This is a genomic window from Microvirga guangxiensis, from assembly GCF_900102135.1.
GTDB lineage: Bacteria > Pseudomonadota > Alphaproteobacteria > Rhizobiales > Beijerinckiaceae > Microvirga > Microvirga guangxiensis.
The window spans coordinates 73942-96508 of sequence record NZ_FMVJ01000012.1 but is presented as its reverse complement, the minus strand read 5'-3'; the positions used below and the strand labels follow the sequence as shown (position 1 = coordinate 96508).

At 63.2% G+C, this 22567-nt stretch carries 14 protein-coding genes; 10 read left to right on the top strand and 4 right to left on the bottom strand.

The window, feature by feature from the left end:
* Nucleotides 1-97 precede the first annotated feature (97 nt).
* Together BLP10_RS18270 and pdeM are read left to right on the top strand one after the other, a co-directional pair.
* Nucleotides 98-2737: a ligase-associated DNA damage response DEXH box helicase gene (locus tag BLP10_RS18270; RefSeq protein WP_091137866.1), complete on the top strand. Its 2640-nt coding sequence runs from the start codon at nt 98-100 to the stop codon at nt 2735-2737.
* Nucleotides 2734-3435, top strand: coding sequence for a ligase-associated DNA damage response endonuclease PdeM (pdeM, locus tag BLP10_RS18265; RefSeq protein ID WP_091137863.1), 702 nt, complete (start codon nt 2734-2736; stop codon nt 3433-3435). The genes BLP10_RS18270 and pdeM overlap by 4 nt, the downstream gene beginning before the upstream one ends.
* A 4-nt stretch (nt 3436-3439) precedes the next feature.
* Here pdeM and BLP10_RS18260 read toward each other — a convergent pair whose 3' ends face one another.
* The 3 genes from BLP10_RS18260 to BLP10_RS18250 form a co-directional block, all read right to left on the bottom strand.
* Nucleotides 3440-4204, bottom strand: coding sequence for a TIGR02186 family protein (locus tag BLP10_RS18260; RefSeq protein WP_091137857.1), 765 nt, complete (start codon nt 4202-4204; stop codon nt 3440-3442).
* Entirely contained in the window at nt 4201-5130 is a 930-nt protein-coding gene (locus BLP10_RS18255; RefSeq protein WP_091137854.1) for a sulfite exporter TauE/SafE family protein, read from the bottom strand. The genes BLP10_RS18260 and BLP10_RS18255 overlap by 4 nt, the downstream gene beginning before the upstream one ends.
* 103 nt (nt 5131-5233) lie before the next feature.
* On the bottom strand, nt 5234-8365 hold the full coding sequence (locus BLP10_RS18250) for an SEL1-like repeat protein (protein WP_091137852.1): 3132 nt from the start codon (nt 8363-8365) through the stop codon (nt 5234-5236).
* Between the two features lie 363 nt (nt 8366-8728).
* Between BLP10_RS18250 and BLP10_RS18245 the strand changes: the two genes are divergently transcribed.
* The 8 genes from BLP10_RS18245 (at nt 8729) to BLP10_RS18205 (ending at nt 18437) form a co-directional block, all read left to right on the top strand.
* A complete protein-coding gene (locus tag BLP10_RS18245) occupies nt 8729-9139 on the top strand; it encodes a MerR family transcriptional regulator (protein ID WP_091137849.1) in 411 nt (136 codons plus the stop codon).
* A 1292-nt stretch (nt 9140-10431) separates the two neighbouring features.
* Complete coding sequence (locus BLP10_RS18235) at nt 10432-12225, top strand: acyl-CoA dehydrogenase C-terminal domain-containing protein (RefSeq protein ID WP_091137845.1); 1794 nt, start codon at nt 10432-10434, stop codon at nt 12223-12225.
* Nucleotides 12226-12349: 124 nt separating this feature from the next.
* Nucleotides 12350-13558, top strand: coding sequence for an acetyl-CoA C-acetyltransferase (locus BLP10_RS18230; RefSeq protein WP_091137842.1), 1209 nt, complete (start codon nt 12350-12352; stop codon nt 13556-13558).
* A 25-nt stretch (nt 13559-13583) separates the two neighbouring features.
* Nucleotides 13584-15791, top strand: coding sequence for an FAD-dependent oxidoreductase (locus BLP10_RS18225; protein ID WP_091137839.1), 2208 nt, complete (start codon nt 13584-13586; stop codon nt 15789-15791).
* 201 nt (nt 15792-15992) lie between these two features.
* The gene (locus BLP10_RS18220; RefSeq protein ID WP_091137836.1) at nt 15993-16502 is read left to right on the top strand and encodes a DinB family protein; all 510 of its coding nucleotides are present in this window, start codon (nt 15993-15995) and stop codon (nt 16500-16502) included.
* Complete coding sequence (locus BLP10_RS18215; protein ID WP_091137833.1) at nt 16499-17047, top strand: acyl-CoA thioesterase; 549 nt, start codon at nt 16499-16501, stop codon at nt 17045-17047. The genes BLP10_RS18220 and BLP10_RS18215 overlap by 4 nt, the downstream gene beginning before the upstream one ends.
* A gap of 54 nt (nt 17048-17101) precedes the next feature.
* Complete coding sequence (locus BLP10_RS18210; RefSeq protein WP_091137830.1) at nt 17102-17725, top strand: 2-hydroxychromene-2-carboxylate isomerase; 624 nt, start codon at nt 17102-17104, stop codon at nt 17723-17725.
* A gap of 7 nt (nt 17726-17732) precedes the next feature.
* Nucleotides 17733-18437, top strand: coding sequence for an aspartate/glutamate racemase family protein (locus BLP10_RS18205; protein WP_280141119.1), 705 nt, complete (start codon nt 17733-17735; stop codon nt 18435-18437).
* Between the two features lie 432 nt (nt 18438-18869).
* On the opposite strand, the gene BLP10_RS18200 is transcribed toward BLP10_RS18205, so the two are convergent.
* On the bottom strand, nt 18870-22379 hold the full coding sequence (locus BLP10_RS18200; protein ID WP_091137827.1) for a PAS domain-containing hybrid sensor histidine kinase/response regulator: 3510 nt from the start codon (nt 22377-22379) through the stop codon (nt 18870-18872).
* Between the last annotated feature and the right edge of the window lie 188 nt (nt 22380-22567).

Genomic DNA, 22567 nt, shown 5'->3' with positions numbered 1-22567 from the left:
ATCCCGGGAAGAATGGCAAGCCGGCAAAGAATTGAGTTCACACCAGAAATCCGCCTGTGGTGGTGAAACTCTTCTTCGCCTCCTATCTTAGGATAGCATGTCCAAAGCGTCCGCATCCCTTCTCCCCAAAGCCTTCCGGGACTGGTTCAAAAGCCGAGGCTGGAAACCTCGCGAGCATCAGCTGGAGCTTCTCGCCAAAGCAAAAGCCGGGCGCTCCGTCCTGCTCGTGGCTCCCACAGGAGCGGGCAAGACGCTTGCGGGTTTTCTGCCAAGTCTGGTGGAGCTGGCCGAACGGGGGCCAGGTCGGGGTACGACCAAGGACAAGCGCGGGATTCATACCCTTTACATTTCTCCGTTGAAGGCGCTGGCGACGGACATCGCGAGAAACCTCGAGGCCCCGGTTCAGGAGATGGGCCTGCCGATCCGTATCGAGACGCGCACGGGTGACACGCCGTCGCACAAGCGCGCCCGGCAGATCGAGCGGCCCCCGGATATTCTGCTGACCACGCCTGAGCAACTGGCGCTGCTGCTTGCCCATCGCGAGGCGCGGGAGTTCTTTAAGGACCTGCGCCGCGTCGTTCTGGACGAGCTGCATTCGCTGGTGACGTCGAAGCGTGGAGATTTGTTGTCGCTCGGGCTTTCACGTCTGATGAGCCTTGCTCCACAGGCGACGGCCGTTGGGTTGTCGGCGACCGTGCGCAAGCCGGATGATCTGCAGCGGTATCTCGTTCCGCAGCGCCCATCCTCGCCTAGAGGGGTAGGGTCGGAGCGTGTGAGCGCTCCAGAGCGGGGCGGCGGTATTGATGAGGTCGCGGATCTCGTCCCCTCCCGCGCCCCCAGCACGGCTTCTTCTTTCAAGGAGGAGGTAACGCACGCTGCGCTCGCCGATCTCGTCGTGGTGAAAGGCGGCGCTCAACCCGACATCCGCATGCTCGAACTCGACGAGCGTCTTCCTCTCGCCGGTCACACGGCATCGCTCTCGATGCCGACGATCTATGAATTGATCAAAGATCACAAGACGACGCTTGTTTTTGTCAATACCCGGCTACAGGCGGAATACACCTTCCAGGAATTGTGGAAGCTCAACGACGATGGTCTCGCCATCGCGCTCCACCACGGCTCCCTCGACGTCACGCAGAGGCGACGTGTGGAAGAGGCCATGGCAGCGGGAAAGCTGAAAGCTGTGGTGTGTACCGCGACCCTCGACCTTGGCATCGATTGGGGGGACGTGGACCTTGTGGTGAACGTTGGCGCGCCGAAGGGCGCTTCCCGTATCATGCAGCGTATCGGCCGGTCGAACCATCGCATGGACGAGCCGTCTCAGGCTTATCTCGTCCCCGCCAACCGCTTCGAGATTTTGGAATGTCGTGCGGCTCTCGATGCCGTTCACGAAGCGGCGCAGGATACACCCGATGCCCGCATCGGTGCGCTCGACGTGCTCTGCCAGCATATCCTCGGCATGGCCTGCGCCGATCCATTCAAGCTCGAAGACCTGTATGAAGAGATACGCTCGGCTGCGCCTTATGCATCGCTTACCTGGGAGGAGTATGAGGCCTGCGTGGCTTTCGTGGCCACCGGTGGTTACGCTCTTCGTGCCTACGAACGCTTCGCCAAGATCGTGAAGGGCAACGATGGCCTTTGGCGCGTGCGGGACGGTAAGGTGGCGCAGCAATATCGTCTCAATGTCGGCACCATTGTTGAATCCACCATGATCAAGGTGCGCCTCGGCAAGTCATCGCGCTCACGCCCCGGATCGGTACTGCCGCGTGGGCGCTTGCTCGGCGAGATCGAGGAATACTTTGCCGAGACGCTCACACCCGGAGACACCTTTCTATTTGCGGGCGAGGTGCTCAGGTTCGAGGGCATTGCGGAGGACGAAGTGCTGGTCACGCGCGCGGCCTCCGGCACGGATCCCATGATTCCGTCCTACGAGGGCGGCAAGTTTCCGCTGTCTACCTTTCTCGCCGCTCGCGTGCGCGAGATCCTCGCCGATCCCTTCGAGTGGGATCGCCTCCCTCTTCAGATGACCGAGTGGCTGGTCCAGCAGCGCCGTCGTTCGATTGTGCCTGGGCCCCGCGATCTTCTCGTTGAGACATTCCCCCGCGCCAATCGGTTCTACATGACGTGCTTTCCCTTCGAGGGGCGGCTCGCACACCAGACGCTCGGCATGCTGCTCACGCGCCGCTTGGAGCGTGCGAGGTTGAAACCACTGGGCTTCGTCGCCAATGATTACGGGATCGCCGTCTATGCCTCGGGCGATATCGCTGCACGGGCGGCGCGCGAGCCCAGCTTCATGTATGAGCTTTTCTCGGAGGACATGCTGGGCGATGACCTGGAGGACTGGCTTGCCGAATCCGCTCTCATGAAGCGCACCTTCCGCCAATGCGCGGTCATCGCGGGGCTCATCGAGCGTAAGTTTCCGGGAGAGAAGAAGACGGGGCGGCAGGTCACGATCTCCACCGATCTCGTCTATGACGTGCTGCGTAAGCACGAACCGGACCATGTTCTCCTGCGCGCCGCGCGGGCGGATGCGGCAACTGGACTCCTGGACGTGAAGCGCCTCGGCGTGATGCTACAGCGCATCCGGGGGCGAATCATTCACAAGCCGCTCGACCGGGTTTCTCCCTTAAGCGTGTCCGTCATGCTGGAGATCGGCCGTGAGCGCGTCTATAGCGACAATGCGGACGAGATTCTGGCCGAGGCGGAAGCGGCGCTTCTCGACGAGGCTTTGGCGTGACGGCATTGCGAAAGAACAAAGAGACAACGCATGAAATCGAGCTGGCTGGGCAGCTCGCCCTCCTGGATCTCTCCGGAGGGTTGTATCTGCCGGCGCACGATGCTCTGCTTGTAGCCGACCTGCATTTCGAGAAGGGCTCCTCCTTCGCGCGCCGGGGCATGATGCTGCCGCCCTATGACACACGCGAGACCCTGAGTGCGTTATCCGATGTAGTGTCGCGTTTCGACCCTCGTGTCGTTATCGCACTCGGCGACAGCTTTCACGATATCGGTGGGCCGGATCGCCTTGGCGATGAGGAACGCGCCACCTTGTCCGGCATCCAGGCAGGGCGTGAATGGATCTGGGTAACGGGCAATCACGACCGCATCCTGCCGGACAGCATCGGCGGTCAGGTCGTTGAGGAGATGAATCTCGGCTCGCTTACCCTGCGCCACGAGCCGGAGGCGGGAGAGCAGGCGGAAATTGCAGGTCATCTGCATCCGGTCGGCAAGGTGGTGATGCGGGGCCGCGCCACGCGCCGCCGCTGCTTCCTGACAGATGGCAAGCGTTGCGTGATGCCTGCGCTAGGCGCCTATGCCGGCGGTCTGAATGCCTGCGACGCAGCCTTTAAACCACTTTTCCCGAAGGGCTTCACGGCGCATCTCATCGGAACGGAACGGATCTTCGCCATCGCGAAGTCCATGCTCTGCCGGGATTGATCCTTCAGTCCCTTCGGAAAATCATGTTGGCGAGCCAGCCGAAGAAGATCGCGATCAGGGCGGTGGCGAGGCCGTAGAGCAGGGACCAGTCGCGCGCCACCGCGCCGACCTGTTCCTCGAAACCGGTTTTGACCAGCTCGAAATGGGTGATCGTGCTCGCCAGGATCACCGTATCGGCGAAGAGGGTCACTTCCACATTGTATTCGCCGGGTGGAGCTGTAGCGGGGAGGGGGATGCTGGCGCGGAAAATGTCTGGCGTCAGGAAGGTCACCCCGCGCTCGTCCTCGAGATAAAGCCCCTCCTGCGCCTTCAGGCGATAGAGCGCCTCGCGAAAATCCCGATCGGCGCCTGCGCCGCGCTCATTGGTGAAGACGGGGGAGTTAATGATCGCCCTCAGGCCGATCTGTTGGCGCTGGCGCAGCTGAACGCTCGTGATCTCGTCGATGGACCGTGAGGTCAGAACGCTCAGATAGGCAGGCGCTTGCGGAAATTTCTGCTGTTCCTGATTGATCCAGACCGGGCCGAGACGCTCCCGCTCGCGTACGACCAGGAATTGGCGCGGGCCGCGAACGGTGACGACCACGTCGTAGCCCGTAGCGCGGGCGACGGTCTGCGCGTCGCGCTCGATGGCCCCGAACACGGCAATCGATGTACCGGTATAGTTCGAGTTGATGAGAACCCGGTGGTTCGACAGGGACGTGATCAGGGTTTCCGCTGGGGCGGAGCTGATGGATGCCAATGTGATCAGCAGAAGCCACAGCGTTCTCACTCGCGCAGCTCCTGCACAGTGATCGAGAACGGCTCCTGCGGCTCGATGACGAGCTCAAGAGCAAAGCGCAGGCCGACCGCTAGCAGCAGGATCGCCAGGAGGAAGCGGAACAGCTCCGCTCTCAGGTTCCGGCCCATGCGTGCGCCGAACTGTGCGCCGAACACGCCCCCGATGATGAGCAGGATGGCCAGCACCATGTCTACTGCCTGGTTCGTAACGGCGTGAAGAACAAGGGCGACGAGGGTAGTGCAGACGATCTGAAACTGCGAGGTTCCGACCACCACGGTGGTTGGAACCCGGAAGATATAGAGCAGCGCCGGCACCACGATGAAGCCGCCGCCGATGCCGAGGAGGGCGCCGGCAAAGCCGATGAACAGAGAGAGCAGCAGGATCGGGATCACGCTCACATAGAGCTTGGAACGGTAGAACCGCATCCGCAGCGGCCAGCCGAGGTAGGACGCATGCTCGCCTGCCTGTCGCCGCAGGCGCACGGTGCCGCCTTTCCGCTTTGTCCAGAACTCCCGGATGCTCTCCTTGAGCATCAGGCTTCCAACCACCGTGAATAGCGTGACGTAGGAGACGACGATCACGAGGTCGAGCTGGCCTGCCCTTCGGGCTGCGGCGAAGAACCAGACGCCGAGCGCCGAGCCGACAAAGCCTCCTGCCACGAGAATTGCGCCGAGCTTGTGATCGAGCGCATCGCGCCGGATCGCGCCGAGAACGCTGGTGGTGGAGGAGGCGACGATCTGGGCGGACTGGGTCGCGACCGCCACGGCTGGCGGGATGCCCAGAAAAATCAGGAGCGGGGTCATCAGGAAGCCGCCGCCGATGCCGAACAGACCCGAGATGAAACCGACCGCCGCACCCATCCCGAGGATGAGCAGAACGCTCACAGGCATTTCAGCGATCGGCAGGTAAATTTGCAATCCGGGTCCCCCTGGCCGGTGCAGCCACGGTTGGGTTACAGAGATGTGCGGAGCGATGTAAAGGACAAGCGATGAACGTAAGCTGACCGCTTTGGTTCAATCGTCAGCTTCTGCTCCCCTGTGCTTGCTCCAAGGTTGCCGTCTGACCGCCCGCGGGTGTGGGAACCTCGTTGGCGATGGAATCGACGGGGCGGGGCCGCCATTGCTCAAGGGCAGCCTGCACCGTCTTCAGATCGGCCGCGCTGAGGCGGCCGGCAAGCTCGTCGCGTTTCTTGGAAGCGTCCGCGTCACCCTGCGCGGCGGCGAGGGCGAACCACTTATAAGCCTTCGGCAGGTCGGCTTTGGTCCCGATGCCCCGGGTGAGCAGGACGCCCATGTTGAACTGGCTGTCCTTGAGTCCCGCCTCGGCGGCCTCGCTGTACCAGCGCAAGGCTGCCACGTAGTCGGGCTTGCCGTTCCAGCCCGAAGCCAGCAGCGTGGCGAGGTTGTGCATGGCGCGGATATTGCCGCCCTGCGCCGCCCTCTCGTACCACATGCTCGCCTGCTTCGGATCGCGCGGCGTGCCGATGCCCTTCTCCATGATCATGGCGAGCCGCTCCTGTGCCGGGGGCAATCCGGCCTGGGCGGCGCGCTCATAGAGATGAATGGCCAGGATCATATCCTGCGGAATCCCGCGCCCTTCGGCGGCCCGGGAGGCGATGTCGTAGAGTGCTGTCGCATCGCCGGCTTGAGCGGCCTGACGGAGCGCGGCCGGAACCAGGGCCGGAATATCGCCCACCGTTGCCGGATCGATGAGGAATTTCGGGGCGACGCTCGTCACGGGCGCAGCGGGTGCGGAAGAGACGGGAGCTGCGGTTGTCGTCAGGCTCGAAGGCTGGAAGAGATCCGTCTTGTCGGAAGATGCGGGGATGCTTCCTGTCTGCGCCGCTTCGTCATGGGGCGTAGCCTTGACGAGGGGAACCGGGTTTGCCTCCGATATCTTACCGGCGTCGAACAGCGCCAGCGGAGAAGGGACCATGCCGCTGGAAATCACCTGCGCCGTTCCCGCTGCCAGAATGACGAAGCCGAGGCCGATCAGCAGCGACCGGCGATGGGCATCAAGCCTTTGGCGGATCCGCTCCATGAGAGAGGCCGAAGCCTCGGTCGAAACGCCGTCCGCATCGATTGCCTCAACGGGGTCGACCGCTTCTTCTTCTGCGCTTTGAGATGGGACGACGGCATGGTCTGCCTGTGCCGCACGGCGTGCGGCTGCGATGAAGCCGGCCCGCACATTGCCGAGTTCCGCTTCATCGATGGCGGGCGTGTTCACGACGATTTCGGATGACGTTGCCGCATCCTCCGGGCGTGTCGTGGAAACTTCCTCGATCTGCGAGAGAGTCACCGCATGCAGGCGGCGGACGGCGGCCTCGAGCCTGTCTTCCGGCGGCATCTGCTCGGGCGATGCGCTGGCCATGGCGTGGGAGATCGGGCCCGCGTGCTGCGGCGCCGCGCCTTGCTCGGGGAAGCGGGAGACGAGGGTTTCGAGGGCGCTGTGAACCGCGCGCAGGGTTTCCTGCGTTTTCTTGTCGGCGCGGCTTTGCAGAGCTTTGAGCTCGACGAAGCCTTGCTTCAAGGCGTCGAGATCGCCCGCGTCTGGCAGGCTCGGCTGCAGGTCCTTCAGCGCCGCCTTCGCCGCGCGCTCCGCGATGCCGGCTGCGTCGTTCTGAAGATTGCGGAGATGGCTCGTGGTTTCTTCGAGCACTTTCTGCAAAGGCTCGTCGGATTTCTGTGCCAGCCGTTCCGCGAGCGATGCGATCTGCTGTTCGAGCGCGTCGAGGCTCAGGGGCTTGAGCGGAACGCGATCGAGCTTCTCGTCGATATTGCGCAGCATGTGCTCCATCGACGAGGTGTCCGCATGCTGGCCGAGTTGCTCGCCGACTTGGCGCAGCTCTTCGTCGATCCTGTCGAAACGCTTCATCAGCGGCTCCTGCGAGGGAGCCTCCTTGTCGGCGACGGCCTGGACCTGTGCGGAGAGACGCTCGATCATGACGTTGAGCGCGTCGTTCTGCTGAAAGCGGCTTTCCGATAGGGTTGCCATGCGCTCGGTCAGAAGCGCCAGCTGGTCGGTGATCGGATCGAGGTTCACGGATTCCGGCGCGGGGCGGCTGGTCAAGGCCGCGAGATCCCGGCTCATGCTGTCGAGCTGCGCCGGCACGTCGCTTGCTTCCTGCGCCGCGACGGATTTGTTCAAGGCTGCGCAGACGGTCTCGAGCGAGGTTTTGAGCGCGGAGAGGTCGTTGCGCCCGACCTGATGGATGCGCAGATCTGCGATCTGGCGGCCGAGAGTCGTCACTTCCTCCGTCAGCCGCTCGATCTGGCGCGGCTCCGCGCGATTGGACAGATCATGGCGCATGTCCACGATCTGACTGCTCAGAAAATCGATCACCGTGCGGTCGACGCCGGATTCAGCCATCCGCTCGATCCGGGTCTTCAGCCGGTCGATCTCGCCGCCGATGCGCCCATGCAGCCCTTCGTTCAGGTCTTCCGACAGGGTCTGGATCTGGCGGTAAACCGCTGCCGTGGACTGGGCGAGGATCAGAAGGTCCTTGCTGGCCGCGCCTTGGCCCATGTCCTTGGCAATGTCCTTGAGGGCATTGTCGAGAGAGGAGATCTCTTCGTGCGTTGCGAGATTAGCCATGCCCGCGCGAAGCTGCTCGATCTCGGCGCTGATCGCATTGATGGCCGGCATCCAGGTCTGGTCGGGCTGGCGCTCGGCCGCGGCCAGATTCTCCACGGAGTCGAGGCGGCCTTTCAGGGTGGTCAGAGCCTGGGAGAGGGCGGTCGCCATGCGGTCCTGATGATCGGCCGAAACGCGCGCCGTCTCGTTCAGGCGCTCCTCGGTCTGCTCGATCCAGCTCGCCATGGATTCCAGGGCAATCGCGGTACGGGAGGCGTGGTCCTGCGTCTGCCGCTCCGTCTCGGCCGAAACCGCTGCCATGAGAGCCTCGAAGGTCCGCTCAAGCTCGGAGCGGGACGCCTTGGAAGGGCTTGGCATGGGAGAGCCCGGATGGTGGTTCTCAGGCCTGCGCTCTTGGGAAGTCATGCGGGGAAGGGGGGCCCGCTTCTCGTCCTTCGCGGCCAGGACGGCGGCGGCCCATTCCTCGAGGCTCATTCCGGCCTGACGGGCGGCGGCTTTCGCCATCTCCCGGACGTCGAGGTCAAGCTCGTCGAGGTTCGAAGGGACAGGTCGTCTCATGGCCGCGCTCACGGGGGATACACCGAACTCCCGGCCAGCCGAAGGCCCCCTGCCTTGCCCGCCGTGGCAGCCATGGAACCCAGGATTGAGGCGAATCACTTGGCCTCTAGGTCACCCAGCCGACGGCGCAGCTTTCGGCGAGCGTGGTAAAAAACCCGTTAAGCGAGGGGAACTTAGCAGGGGTGGCCCTCTCCGAATGGGCAGTTTTCCTTTAGGCAAAGCGCAAGAAAAAGCCCTCATGTTGCTCAACTGGACCTCACTGCTTTCAAACACTTGCAACCAACATGTCGTATGTTCTATCATAACATTACGGTTAATGATGCTGATGCATCTCAGCAAAACGGAAAACAGACGGGGCATACGATGGACCACAACGCAGTTGGTTCCGATTCCAGCGATATGGGAGAGGGCACGAAGTTCTATACGATCGGAGATCTGGCTCGGGAGTTCGGCGTAACTCTACGTACGCTCCGGTTCTACGAGGATCGTGGGCTTCTGTCTCCCCGCCGCGATGGCACCGCCCGCATCTACGATGCCCGCGACCGTGAGCGCCTGTCGGTGATCCTGAAGGGGAAGCAGCTCGGCTTCACCCTGACCGAGATCCGCGCCATGCTGGCCGAGGAGCGCTCGCCGAATGGCGCGGCCATGAACCTCAAGCTGTCTCTCGACCAGGTCGAAGACCAGATCCGCCACCTCGAGCAGCAGAAGATCGAGATCGAAGAGGCGCTTCAGGAACTGAAGTCCCGCCGCTCCAGCCTTGCCGCTGCAGCCTAAATCCATCTGACGAATTCTACGGAGCGCCTGAGCGGCTTAGGGAAATTCCCGACGCAACTCAGGCGCTTTCTCTTTTCAGGATGCGGCCTTTTGAGGCCCGCGGCTTGCGAGTTCGCGATGCTCAGTCTCGGAGAGCTGCCAGCACTTCCGGCTCCATCGCGAAGAAGGCCGGGCGTGTTGGAGAAGAATTCGCCCCGGATAGGGCAGGGCGGCAAAGAGTTATTCGAGCGCGCAGCCGTGAACGGCAGGTTGCGCACGCAGTTGATGATATCAAAGAGCAAGCGGGAATGGCCTCGCGAGCTTGTTGCTCCGAGGTTTGGGGTCGAGGGAGGGCGCGAGGAGGCGTCCGGCTCGTGTGTCTAGTGTGTGAAGAACCTGACGGCTCCTCGCGCACGGTTTGTTTAGGCGGACACCGCATCTTGCAGCGATGGGCCTCCCGTCACAGGATTGCGAGGCCTGCGCAGGACCGTTCCGGCTCCCATCATTCACGACGCCTCGCGAGCGCGCCCCTCCTGGAGCCGGATGCCCATAGCTATAGCCCAGGTTAGGACAACAGTCAAGAACAAAGCAAGAACATATCATCCGCTGCCGTGCTTGGATGAGGCGCGTGTTCCCTCCCCCTTGCGGGGAGGGGCAGGGGTGGGGGTCGATCGACCGGGTGAGACCTCAAACCAGTGAGACACTGGAAGACCTCTCCCGATTGGGAGAGGTCGGAGCGCAGCTCCGGGTGAGGGACTGCCTGATCCGGACAGGGCACTCCCTCACCCCTGCCCCTCTCCCACCCGGGAGAGGGGACGTGCTGTAGAGTTGTCGTGTTCACTGGAGCAGATGCTGCGCTCCGACTTTACGACCCCAGCCTTGATCCCCTCACACTCGCCCTCATCCTGAGGAGGCCTGAAGGGCCGTCTCGAAGGAGGATCCAGAGTGCACGGGAGGCCTCCTTCGAGACGCAGCTGCGCTGCTCCTCAGGATGAGGGCAGAACGAAAGAGTTCGGGATGGCCGGGGCAAGCCCGGCTATGACAAGGTAGGGCTGCCGTGCGTTCTGGATGATGCGTAGCGCTCTGACTGTCCGACCCCCACCCCTAGCCCTCCCCACAAGGGGGAGGGAGGCGCCCCATCCTCGTCTTCCCCTTCTGCCGACCACTCCGGTTCTGATCTCGACTTTCGTCCCTGACGCCGGAGATTTTGCGCCCTACCTCTTCCCAAAAGGAATAGATAGTTTATATGTGAACTATCTATTGTGCTGGCGGCTCCGGGAGTCGGCTGGCTGCTGATTGGAGAGGATGCGCGAATGCCGGTTTACAAGGCCCCTGTCGAAGACGTCATGTTCCTTCTGAACGATGTCTTCCCCATCGAGCGTCACAACAATCTGCCGGGCTTCGCCGATGCGACGCCCGATGTGGTCGAGGCCATTCTCGCCGAGGGCGCAAAGCTCTGCGAGGAGGTGTTCACGCCCCTCAACCTCTCCGGCGACCAGGAGGGCTGCACCCGCAACGCCGATGGTTCGGTGACCACGCCGAAGGGCTTCAAGGACGCGTATGAGGCCTATGCCTCCGGCGGCTGGATGGGGCTGTCCGTGCCGGAGGAATTCGGCGGGCAGGGGCTGCCGTCCGTGCTCAACACCATCATGCAGGAATTCCTCTCCTCGTCGAACCTGGCGCTTGCCATGTATCCGGGCCTGACCCAGGGCGCGATCGCGGCGCTGCTGGTGCACGGCACGGAAGAGCAGAAGCGCACCTATCTGCCGAAGATGGTCGAGGGGGCCTGGACCGGCACCATGAACCTCACCGAGCCTCATTGCGGCACGGATCTCGGCCTGCTCAAGACGAAAGCCGTTCCCAACGGCGACGGCTCCTATGCCATTTCCGGCACCAAGATCTTCATCTCCGCCGGCGAGCACGACATGGCGGAGAACATCGTTCATCTCGTTCTCGCGCGCATCGAAGGCGCGCCTCAGGGCACCAAGGGCATCTCGCTTTTCGTGGTGCCGAAATTCATCGTGAACGACGATGGCTCGCTGGGCGATCAGAACGGCGTGTCCTGCGGCTCGATCGAGCACAAGATGGGCATTCACGGCAACGCCACCTGCGTCATGAACTATGACGGCGCGAAGGGCTGGCTCGTGGGGCAGGAAAATCGCGGGCTCAACGCCATGTTCGTGATGATGAACGAGGCGCGTCTCGCGGTCGGCGTTCAGGGCCTCGCGCAATCCGAGGTCGCCTATCAGAACGCGGTCGCTTACGCGAAGGACCGGTTGCAGGGCCGCTCGCTCACCGGCCCGAAGTTCCCGGACAAAGTCGCCGATCCGATCATCGTCCATCCGGATGTGCGCCGCACGCTGCTGTCCATCAAGTCCTTCAACGAGGCGGCGCGCGCGCTCGTCGTGTGGACCGGCCTCAACAGCGACATCGCGCATCGCTCGTCGGATGACGCGCAGCGCCAGACCGCCGAAGATTACATGGGCCTCATGACGCCGGTGGTGAAAGGCGTTCTCACCGATCTGGGCTTCGACAATGCGGTGAAGGCACAGCAGATGTTCGGCGGCCACGGCTATATCGAGGAATGGGGCATGTCGCAGTTCGTGCGCGATGCCCGCATCGCCATGATCTACGAGGGCGCCAACGGCATTCAGGCCATGGACCTCGTCGGCCGCAAGCTCGGCAAGGATGGTGGCCGCGCCATCATGACCTTCTTCAACGAGGTCGGCGCCTTCTGTCAGGAGAATGCGGACGACGAGAACCTGAAGGGCTTCGTCGCACCGCTCCAGCAGGGCCTCGGTCATCTGCAGCAGGCCACCATGTGGTTCATGCAGAACGCCATGGCAAAGCCCGACAATGCGGGCGCGGGCGCCACGGACTACATGCACCTCTTCGGCACGGTCGCTCTGGGCTACATGTGGGCCAAGATCGCGAAAGCCGCCCATGCGAAGAAATCGCAAGGCAACGGCGTCGCCGAGAAGATGGACGCGAAGTTGCTGACGGGCCGCTTCTTCATGGAGCGCATGATGCCGGAAACGAGCGTGCGCCTGGCGCGCATCTCGTCCGGTGCGGACGTGACGATGGCAATGCCGATGGAAGCCTTTTGATCGACAAGCGTCATCCCGGCCGAAACGCCGGGATCGCGCGACGAGTGAAGTGCAGGTTCTGATAACGATCCCGGGTCGCGCTCCGCTGGCCCGGGATGACGCCAAATAAATCTGGGAGGCCCTGATGGCCGATGCATTCATCTACGACGCCGTTCGCACCCCGCGCGGGCGCGGCAAGCCGGACGGCTCGCTTCACGAGGTGCCCACGGTCGATCTCGCCGTGACCGCGCTCGATGCGATCCGCCGCCGCAACGACCTCGACCCGATGCTGGTGGAGGACGTGGTGCTCGGTTGCGTCGATCCTGTCGGCGAGGCAGGCGGAGACATCGCGCGCGCCGCGGCGTTGAAGGCAGGCTTCGGCAAGGAAGTGCCGGGCGTGCAGATCAACCGCTTCTGCGCCTCGGGCCTCGATGCGGTGAACCTCGCGGCAGCGCAGGTGATGTCCGGCATGAAGGATGTCGCCATCGGCGGCGGCGTCGAGTCCATGAGCCGCGTGGGCATGGGCGCATCCGGCGGCGCATGGCCCGTCGATCCTGGCATCGCCATTCCCGGCTATTTCCTGCCCCAGGGCATCTCGGCGGATCTGATCGCCACCAAGTACGGCTTCACCCGCGATGATGTGGATGCCTATGCGGTGGAGTCGCAGAAGCGCGCGGCGAAAGCCTGGGAGGAGGGACGTTTCGCGAAGTCCGTCGTGCCGGTGAAGGATGTGAACGGCCTCACCATCCTCGGGCATGACGAGCACATGCGTCCGCAGACCGACATGCAGTCGCTCGGCCAGCTGAAGGCCGCTTTCGTCCAGATGGGCGAGATGGGCGGCTTCGACGCGGTGGCGATCGCCGCGCATCCGGATGTGGAATTCATCGACCACGTGCATCACGCAGGCAACTCGTCCGGCATCGTGGACGGGGCTGCTGCGGTTCTCATCGGCTCGCAGGAAGGCGGCGCGAAGATGGGGCTGAAGCCGCGCGCCCGCCTGAAGGGTTTCGCCTCCATCGGCTCCGATCTCGCCCTCATGCTCACCGGCCCCATCGACGTATCGGAGCTCGCTCTGAAGAAGGCCGGCATGACGAAGGACGACATCGATCTCTTCGAGATCAACGAGGCCTTCTCGTCCGTGGTGCTGCGCTACATGCAGGCGCTCGATCTCGATCCCGCGAAGGTGAACGTGAACGGCGGCGCGATTGCTATGGGCCATCCGCTCGGCGCGACCGGCGCGATGATCCTCGGCACGGTGCTCGACGAGTTGGAGCGCACCAACAAGCAGACGGCGCTGATCACGCTCTGCGTCGCTGCCGGCATGGGCACGGCAGCGATCATCGAGCGCGTTTGACGTTGAGCGGAACAGGAGAGAATCCATGACGAACTTCACCAATTTCCGCTTCGAGGCCGATAGCGACGGCATCGCGCTCGCCACCTGGGACATGCCGGATCGTTCCATGAACGTCATCACTCCGCAGGTGATGGACGAGCTGTCCCAGCTCATCGAGAAGGTCGCCGCCGACGAGGCCATCAAGGGCTGCGTGATCACCTCGGGCAAGGAATCCTTCTCCGGCGGCGCCGACCTCACCATGCTGCAATCCTCCAACGCAGAATTCATGCGCGTGGCGAAGGAGAAGGGCGAGGAAGCGGCCAACACGTTCCTCTTCGAAGAGTCGCGAAAGCTCTCGCTGCTCTATCGTCGTCTCGAGACCTGCGGCAAGCCGTTCGCGGTTGCCATTCATGGCGTGTGCCTCGGCGGCGCGTTCGAGCTGGCGCTCGCCTGTCACTTCCGTGTGCTGTCGGATGTGGATTCCACCCGCGTCGGCCTGCCCGAGGTGAAGGTGGGGCTCTTTCCGGGTGCGGGCGGCACGCAGCGCGTGGCGCGTCTCATGCAGACGGGCGACGCCTTGCAGATGCTGTTCAAGGGCGAGCAGCTTCGTCCGCTCATGGCGCGCAACATGGGTCTGGCGCACGCGGTCGCGCCGCGCGATCAGATCGTGCAGACGGCCAAGGATTGGATCAAGAACGGCGGCTCCGCCGTCGCGCCGTGGGACCAGAAGGGCTATAAGCTGCCTTCCAACAAGGTCTATTCCGCCGCCGGCATGCAGATCTGGCCTCCGGCCAACGCCATTTACCGCCGCGAGACGCAGGACAATTACCCGGCGATCCGCGCGATACTGGAGACGGTCTATCAGGGACTGCAACTGCCGATGGACCTGGCGCTGAAGGTGGAGTCCCGCTGGTTCGCCAAGATTCTGCGCTCGAAGGAAGCGGCGGCGATGATCCGCACCCTGTTCCTTTCCATGCAGGATCTGAACAAGGGCGCACGCCGCCCGAAGGATGTGCCGCCGACGAGCATCAAGAAAGTGGGTGTGGTCGGCGCGGGCTTCATGGGCGCGAGCGTCGCTTACGTCACCGCCAATGCCGGCCTTCAGGTCGTGCTGATCGACCGCGACGTGGAGGCTGCGGAGAAGGGCAAGGCGCATTCACACAAGCTCATGTCCGACCAGATCATGAAGGGCCGCGCCAAGACGGCGGATCGCGATGCGCTTCTCGAGCGCATCACGGCATCCGCCGATTACAGCGACCTTACCGATTGCGATCTCGTGATCGAGGCCGTCTTCGAGGATCCCAAGGTGAAGGCCGAGGTGATCCAGAAGGTCGAGGCCGCGATCCGTCCGGATTGCATTTTCGCCTCGAACACCTCGACCCTGCCGATCTCGGGCCTTGCCAAGAACGCGAAGAATGCTGGCCAGTTCATCGGCATCCACTTCTTCTCACCGGTCGAGAAGATGATGCTGGTGGAGATCATCTTGGGAAAAGAGACGGGCGACAAGGCGCTCGCCACCGCCCTCGATTACGTGCGCCTCATCAAGAAGACGCCGATCGTCGTCAACGATTCCCGCGGCTTCTTCGCGAACCGCTGCGTGCTCGGCTACATCCTCGAAGGCCACCTGATGCTGATCGAAGGCGTGCCTGCGGCGATGATCGAGCAGGCGGGCAAGCAGGCGGGCATGCCCGTCGGGCCGCTGTCGCTGAACGACGAGGTGGGCGTGGACCTCGGCCTCAAGATCCTTCGCGCCACGAAGGCGCAGCTGGGCGATGCTGCCATCGTGCCGGAACAGGAAGAACTGCTGACGGCGCTCGTGGAGAAAGAAGGCCGCTTCGGACGCAAGAACCGCAAGGGCTTCTACGATTATCCGGAGGGCGGCCAGAAGCGCCTGTGGCCGGGCCTCAAGGAACTGCAGGTGAACCCGGTCGAGGCCGAGCTCATCGACATGCAGGAGTTGAAGCAGCGTCTTCTCGTGGCGCAGGCGCTGGAAGCGGCGCGCACTTTCGAAGAAGGTGTGATCACCGATCCGCGCGAGGCGGATGTGGGCTCCATCCTCGGCTTCGGCTTCGCGCCCTATACGGGCGGCGCCTTGTCCTACATCGACTTCATGGGTGCGAAGACCTTCGTGGAATTGTGCCAGAAGCTCCAGGCCAGGCACGGCGAGCGCTTCGCTCCGCCGAAGCTGCTCCTCGACATGGCGGCAAGCGGTGAGACCTTCTATGGCCGCGCCGCGGCGAAGAAGGCGGCTTAGGCTGCTCCTCGTCATCCCCGGACTCGTTCCGGGGATGCGCCCTGTGCGCATCTCACGGAAAAACGCCCTTACAAATCCCTGGTTATGCGGAGATGATCCTGAGCTGGACTGGTGACGTGATCCTGGATCTCCGCTACGCACCGTCTGAAATCATGATATGGTGTTGCTGATGAGAAACGGGAGCGACAGGGGAAGCCCTCCATGAAGCAGCACTTCGTCATGATGGCGGCTTACAATGCGTGGTGCAACGAGCGCATCTATGGAGTTGCCGCGCAATTGTCCGAAGCGGAGTACAACGCGGATCGCGGTGCTTTCTTCAAATCGGTTAACGGCACCCTCAACCATGTTCTCGTTGCCGATCGCATCTGGTTGAAACGGTTCACGGGGGAGGGCGAGGCCCCCAACCGGCTCGATGCAGTCCTCTTCGGCAACCTTCCTGAACTCAAACAGGCCCGCCGGAAAGAGGACGCAAGGATCATCGATTATATCGAGGGCCTCTCCGATGCCGACATCATGGGCTCGATCCGGTATCGCACGATCACGAATCCTGCGGATATCGAGCAGCCGCTTGCTCCCATGCTGGCGCACTTCTTCAATCATCAGACGCATCATCGCGGTCAGGTACACGGCCTTCTCACGGGCTTTGGCCTTGACGCTCCCACACTCGATCTTCTTGCGTTCCAACGCCAGACCGGAATAGGCATGTCATGAATCTCTGGCTGCGCGTCCTTCATCTCATCATCGCGTCGTTCCTCAGGCCTAGGATCAACCCGGTCGCCGATGTCTCGCGCTTGCGGTTCCGCGTATGGCCGCACGATCTCGACGTGTCGCTCCACATGAACAACGGACGTTACTGGGCGCTCATGGATCTTGGCCGCGCCGACATCATGATACGGTCCGGGCTGTGGCGACCCATCCTCAAACATGGCTGGGTGCCGGTGGTGAGCGCAGGCCAGATCCGGTTTCGGCGTGAGATGCGGCTGTTCCAGTCCTTCGTCCTCGAAACGCGCATTCTGACATGGTCCGAAAGCCATGTAGTGATGGAGCAGCGCCTGGTCTCGCAGGCCAAGGATGGACGACTGATCCTCAATGCCATCGCCCTGGTCAGGGCTGGCCTCTATGATCGGAACGTCAAGGGATTCATGTCCGTGGCCCATCTGCTGAGCGAGATCGGCGTGAAAGCGGATCCGCCGGACGTGGCTCCCGAGGTCCAGGCTTTCCTGGATGCGGAAGAGACGTTGAAGAAGGCGGCGTGATGGTTCAAGGTTAGGCCCCTTTTCCTGCAGCCTTAACCGTGAGGCTTGAACTCCATGCCCCGTGTCATCGACTATTACTTCTCGCTTGTGAGTCCCTGGGCCTATATCGGCCATGCTCCTTTCATGGAGATCGCGCGACGGCATGGGATCGAGGTGAACTTCAAGCCGGTATTCCTCGGCAGGGTGTTCTCCGAAACCGGCGGCGTGCCGCTCCAGCAGCGCCACCCCGCGCGCCAGCGTTACCGCATGGTCGAATTGCAGCGCTGGCGCGAGAAGCGCGGCCTGTCCTTCAATCTCAATCCGAAGCACTGGCCTTTCGACGTGAACCTCGCAGACCGCACGGTGATCGCGATCACGACAACAGGAAAGAGCCCGGATGCATTCCTGCGCCGCGCGTTCTCGGCAGTTTGGGAGGAGGAGCGCAATCTCGGAGATCCGCTTGTGCTGGCCGAACTGGCCGAGCAATCGGGCCTCGATTCATCGTCTCTCATGGACATCGCAACGGGCAGCACGACGGAAGCGATCTATGCGCTGAATCTCGAAAACGCGGTGGCGGCGGACGTATTCGGCTCTCCGGCTTATGTGCTCGATGGCGAGGTCTTCTGGGGGCAGGACAGGCTCGAGCTTCTCGACGATGCCTTGAGCAGCGCACGCAGCCCCTACAAGCCGGTTGTCTGAGGCTCCCGTGACGCAGAAGACCATCGGGCTCATTGGCGGAATGAGCTGGGAGAGTTCCGCCGAGTATTACCGCATCATCAATCAGGAAACGCTGAAACGGCTCGGCGGCGTGCATTCGGCGCGCAGCCTCATGCTCTCCGTCGATTTCGACGAGATCGAACAGCTCCAGCATGCGGGCGAGTGGGACAGGCTTGCCGACCTGATGAGGGATGCGGCCCTGCACCTGGAGCGGGGAGGGGCGGACTTCATCGTTCTCTGCACCAACACGATGCATCGGCTGGCGGATGCGATCACCTCGTCGGTCCGCATTCCCTTGCTGCACATCGCGGATCCAACAGCGGAGGGGATCAAGACGGCTGGTTTCACGCGCGTGGGCCTGCTCGGCACGGCCTTCACCATGGAGCAGGATTTCTACAAGGGGCGCCTGCAATCCCGCCACGGCCTGGAGGTGATCGTGCCGGAGGCCGATGATCGGAAGATCGTGCATGAGGTGATCTACAGGGAGCTTATCCTCGGCAGGATCGACCCGGCGTCACGGCAGGCTTATCGCACCATCATCGCGCGCCTGATCGATCAGGGTGCGCAGGCTGTCATTCTCGGCTGCACGGAAATCATGCTGCTGGTGTCCCAGGAAGACAGCGCCGTGCCGCTCTTCGACACCACGACGATCCATGCGATTGCTGCGGTCGATCACGCGCTGATGCCCGATTGATGTACGCGCATGCTCCCATCCTCTTCAGAGACTAGCTCGCTGAAGAATATGGCGCATGTTTCCCTCCCCCTTGCGGGGAGGGGCAGGGGTGGGGGGCGATCGACCGGGTGAGACCTCACACCAGTGAGACGCTGGAAAACCTCTCCCGAGTGGGAGAGGTCGGAGCGCAGCTCCGGGTGAGGGACTGCCTGATCCGGAGAGGCCACACCCCTCACCCCTGCCCCTCTCCCATCCGGGAGAGGGGATGTTGTAGGGCTGTCGTGTGTTCTGGATGCCTGCTGCGCTTCGACATTCCGCCCCCACCCTTCATTCCTCCCCGCAAGGGGGAGGGAACATGCGCCAGATCTTTCTGAGACAGCCTCACTGCGCGAGGGCAGAAAGCGTTGAATGAGCATCGCGGGCGCCAAGGCCGGCAATGCGTCGCGCTGGTGGCTATTCCGCAGCGACGCGCGTCGCGCGCCACTGGGTCAGCAATGCGCGCAGCGCCGCGGGCTTCAACGGCTTGTTGAGCACATGCACGTGCATGGCGGCGGCAGCGTCACGCACGGCGGGCGTGCGGTCAGCGGTGACGAGAACGGCAGGCGTGTTGGCCTGGGTTTTCCAGCGCAGGGCCTTGATGAGCTCGAGGCCGTCCGTGTCGTCCAGATGGTAATCGGCGATGATCACCTCCGGCAGGGTCTTGTGCGCCCGCAAGACCGTGTGGGCGGTGTCCAGATCGGATGCGGTCCACACATCGCAGCCCCAGCCGGTGAGGAGAAGGCGCATGCCTTCCAGAATGGCAGGCTCGTTGTCGATGACGAGCACGCGCAGGCCGGAGAGGACGGTCGTCGGCGCCTTCGGCGGCTCGGGCGCCGCAGCACTCTCAGGCAAGGCTGCAACGACCGGAACCTCGACGCGGAACACCGAGCCACGCCCGACCTCCGACTTCAAGCTGATCGGATGTTTGAGCACCCGCCCGATGCGCTCCACGATGGAGAGCCCGAGGCCGAGGCCCCGCGCCGCCTTCGCGCCTTGATCGAGCCGCTGGAACTCGCGGAACACGATGCGCTGCTTGGAGGGCGGAATGCCGAGGCCCGTGTCCCACACCTCCAGAACGAGGTGGGTGCCATGCCGGCGCGCGCCGATGAGCACGCGGCCTGTGGGCGTGTATTTGATCGCGTTGGAGATGAGGTTCTGCAGCAGACGGCGCAGCAGGCGGCGGTCGGAACGCACGGTGAGGGAAGGGGGCATGAACGTGAGATCCAGGCCCTTCGCCTTTGCGATGGGATCGAACTCGCGCTGCAACTGGCGGAACAGCTCGTCCATGCGGAAGCTCGACCATTGCGGCTTCATGGCGCCCGTATCGAGGCGCGAGATGTCGAGAATGGCGGTGAGAATCTCCTCGACCGCGTCGAGAGAGGCGTCGATGTTCTCGGCGAGCGTCGCGTCGCCGGCATCCCGGTCGCGCTCCACGAGTGAGGTGGCGTAGAGACGCGCCGCGTTGAGCGGTTGCAGAATGTCGTGCGAGGCGGCGGCGAGGAAGCGTGTCTTGGAGATGTTCGCCTCATCCGCTTCCGCCTTGGCGCTGCGCAAGGCTTCGTTGAGGCGGGTCAGTTCTTCCGTACGTTCGCGTACGCGCTGCTCGAGCGTCTCGTTGGCGCGGCGGCTCTCCTCTTCCGTCAGAACGGCATCGGTGACATCCGTATAGGTGGTGACGTGACCGCCATCGGGAAGCGGGTTCGAGCGGATCTCGATGACCTTGCCGGATGGATAGAGCTTGAGGCGCACCGGCTCCACATCGTGCTGGAACGAGTGCAGGCGGGCTGCAACCTGCTCGTCGATCTTGCCCGGTCCATAGGACCCGCGCGCCGCGTTGTAGCGAACGATGCGCTCCATGCCGATGCCCACCTGCACGAAGTTGGGCGGCATGTCGTAGAGATCGATGAAAGCCTGGTTCCAGGCCAGCAGGCGTAGATCGCGGTCGATCACCGTGATGCCCTGCTTGGCATAGTTGAGCGCATGCTGGAGAAGATCGCGGCTGTGCTGAATCGCGGCGGACGCATCGTCGAGCAGCTTGAGGGCCGCTTCCGTCGAGACGGTGCGGCGGCGCAGAAGCAGCGAGAGCGCCAGGCGCGAGGATGCCGTGCCGATAGCGGAGGCGAGCAGGTGCTCCGCGTAACGAAGAAGATGGATGTCGGCTTCCGCGCGAGGTTCGAGAATCTGGCCCCGGCTGTGGCTGAAGCCTTCGAAAGAGCGCGTCGTGCGCTCCTCGCCGAGATAGCGCGAGACGGTGGCGCGCAGCTCGTCCACGGTCACGCTGGCGCGGAACAGGCGGAAGCTCGGGGCGACGGATGTGTGAGGCTCGCCGACGAAGACATTCGCCTGGATCTGCTCCATCGCCGTCACCGGACGCCACAGCGAGAAGCCTACATAGCAGATAATGTTGAGCGAGAGGCTCCAGACGACGCCGTGGGTAAGCTGTGGCAGGTCCACGCCGAAGAGAGCGGTGGGCTTGAAGATCTCGATGCCGAAGGGGCCGGAGACCACCACGTCGGACCAGAACACGCCGTCCCACACGAGGCTCGGCAGGAGAAGCGTGTAGAGCCAGGTGATGAAGCCGACGATGAGACCCACCGTGGCGCCGAGCGCCGTGCCGCGCGACCAGATGAGGCCGCCGATGAAAGCCGGGGCCACCTGCGCGACGGCGGCGAAGGACAGAAGGCCGATGGCCGCAAGCGCCGCCTGGCCGGATGCCCGGTAATAGGCATAGCCCAGCATGATCACGAGGACGATGGAGATGCGCCGGACCGCGATGACGAAGTTCCCGGGATCCACGCCGGCGAAAGCGCGTCGGCGCAGCACGATGGGCATGACGAGGTGGTTGGAGATCATCACCGCCACCGCCACAGAATCGACGATCACCATGGCCGTCGCCGCGGAGAACCCGCCGAGGAAGGTCAGGACCGCAATCGTGCCGGCCTGGTTGGCAAGCGGCAGCGCGAGCACGGTCATGTCCCGGTCGATCCCGTTGCTGGGGAACGTCGCCATGCCCGCAAGCGCGATGGGAATGACGAACAGGTTGATCAGGATGAGATAGAGCGGGAACATCCAGGATGCCCGCTTCAGGTCCCGGATGGAATGGTTTTCCACCACGGTCACATGAAACTGGCGCGGCAGTAGCAGGGTGGCGCAGCTCGACAGCAGGATGAGGGTGATAAAGCTGCCGAAGCCCGAGGTCCGCTCAAGCAGGCTGTTGGTGATGCCTTGGTTGTTGAGGCGCTCGACGATGTCGTCATAGCCGCCGAACATCACGAAGGTCACATAGCCGCCCACCACGAGGAAGGCGACGAGCTTCACGATGGATTCGACCGAGATCGCCATGATGAGGCCATCCTGATGCTCGGTGGCATCTGGATGCCGCGTGCCGAAGGCGACGGCGAACCCCGCCAGCACCAGGGCGACGATCAGCGCGAGATCGCCGATGAAAGGCATGGTCGCCGGCGGCACCCCGTTGGCCTTGGTGATGAACACGTCGAGGGATGACGAAACCGCCTTGAGCTGAAGGGCGATGTAGGGAACGGAGCCGATGAGCGCGATCAGGCTGACGATCGCGGCGACGCGTTCGCTCTTGCCGTAACGGGCCGCCACGAAATCGGCGATGGAGGAGATGTTCTGTGTCTTGGCAACGCGGATCACGCGCGCGACAAGGGCGTGGCCCAGGGTGATGACGAGGATGGGGCCGATATAGATGGCCAGGAAGTCGAGGCCCGACCGGCTGGCGAGTCCAACGGAGCCGAAGAAGGTCCACGAGGTGCAATAGACGGCCAGGGCCAGCGCGGCGATGGTGGAGCGCCAGGGGCCCTGAACGAAACGCCTGCCTGCATTGTCGCCCCAATAGGCAACCGTGAAGAGAAAGCAGAGATAGACCAGCGCCGATAAGACAACCGCCCAGGTGGCGACCATTTCTTCAAGACCCTTAACGAAAAGCTGGAACCAGCTTTACTCTCTGACAGAGCTTAGCGCCACTGGCAGGTCAGCGCAGGGAGGAAGGATTTCTCTCCAAGGGCGTGAATTGGCCCGCTATCCTGGAGGATTGCTGCTTCCTGAGGTGAGGCGAGTGTTGGGCGCGAACTTCGGAAATCGCTTGGAAA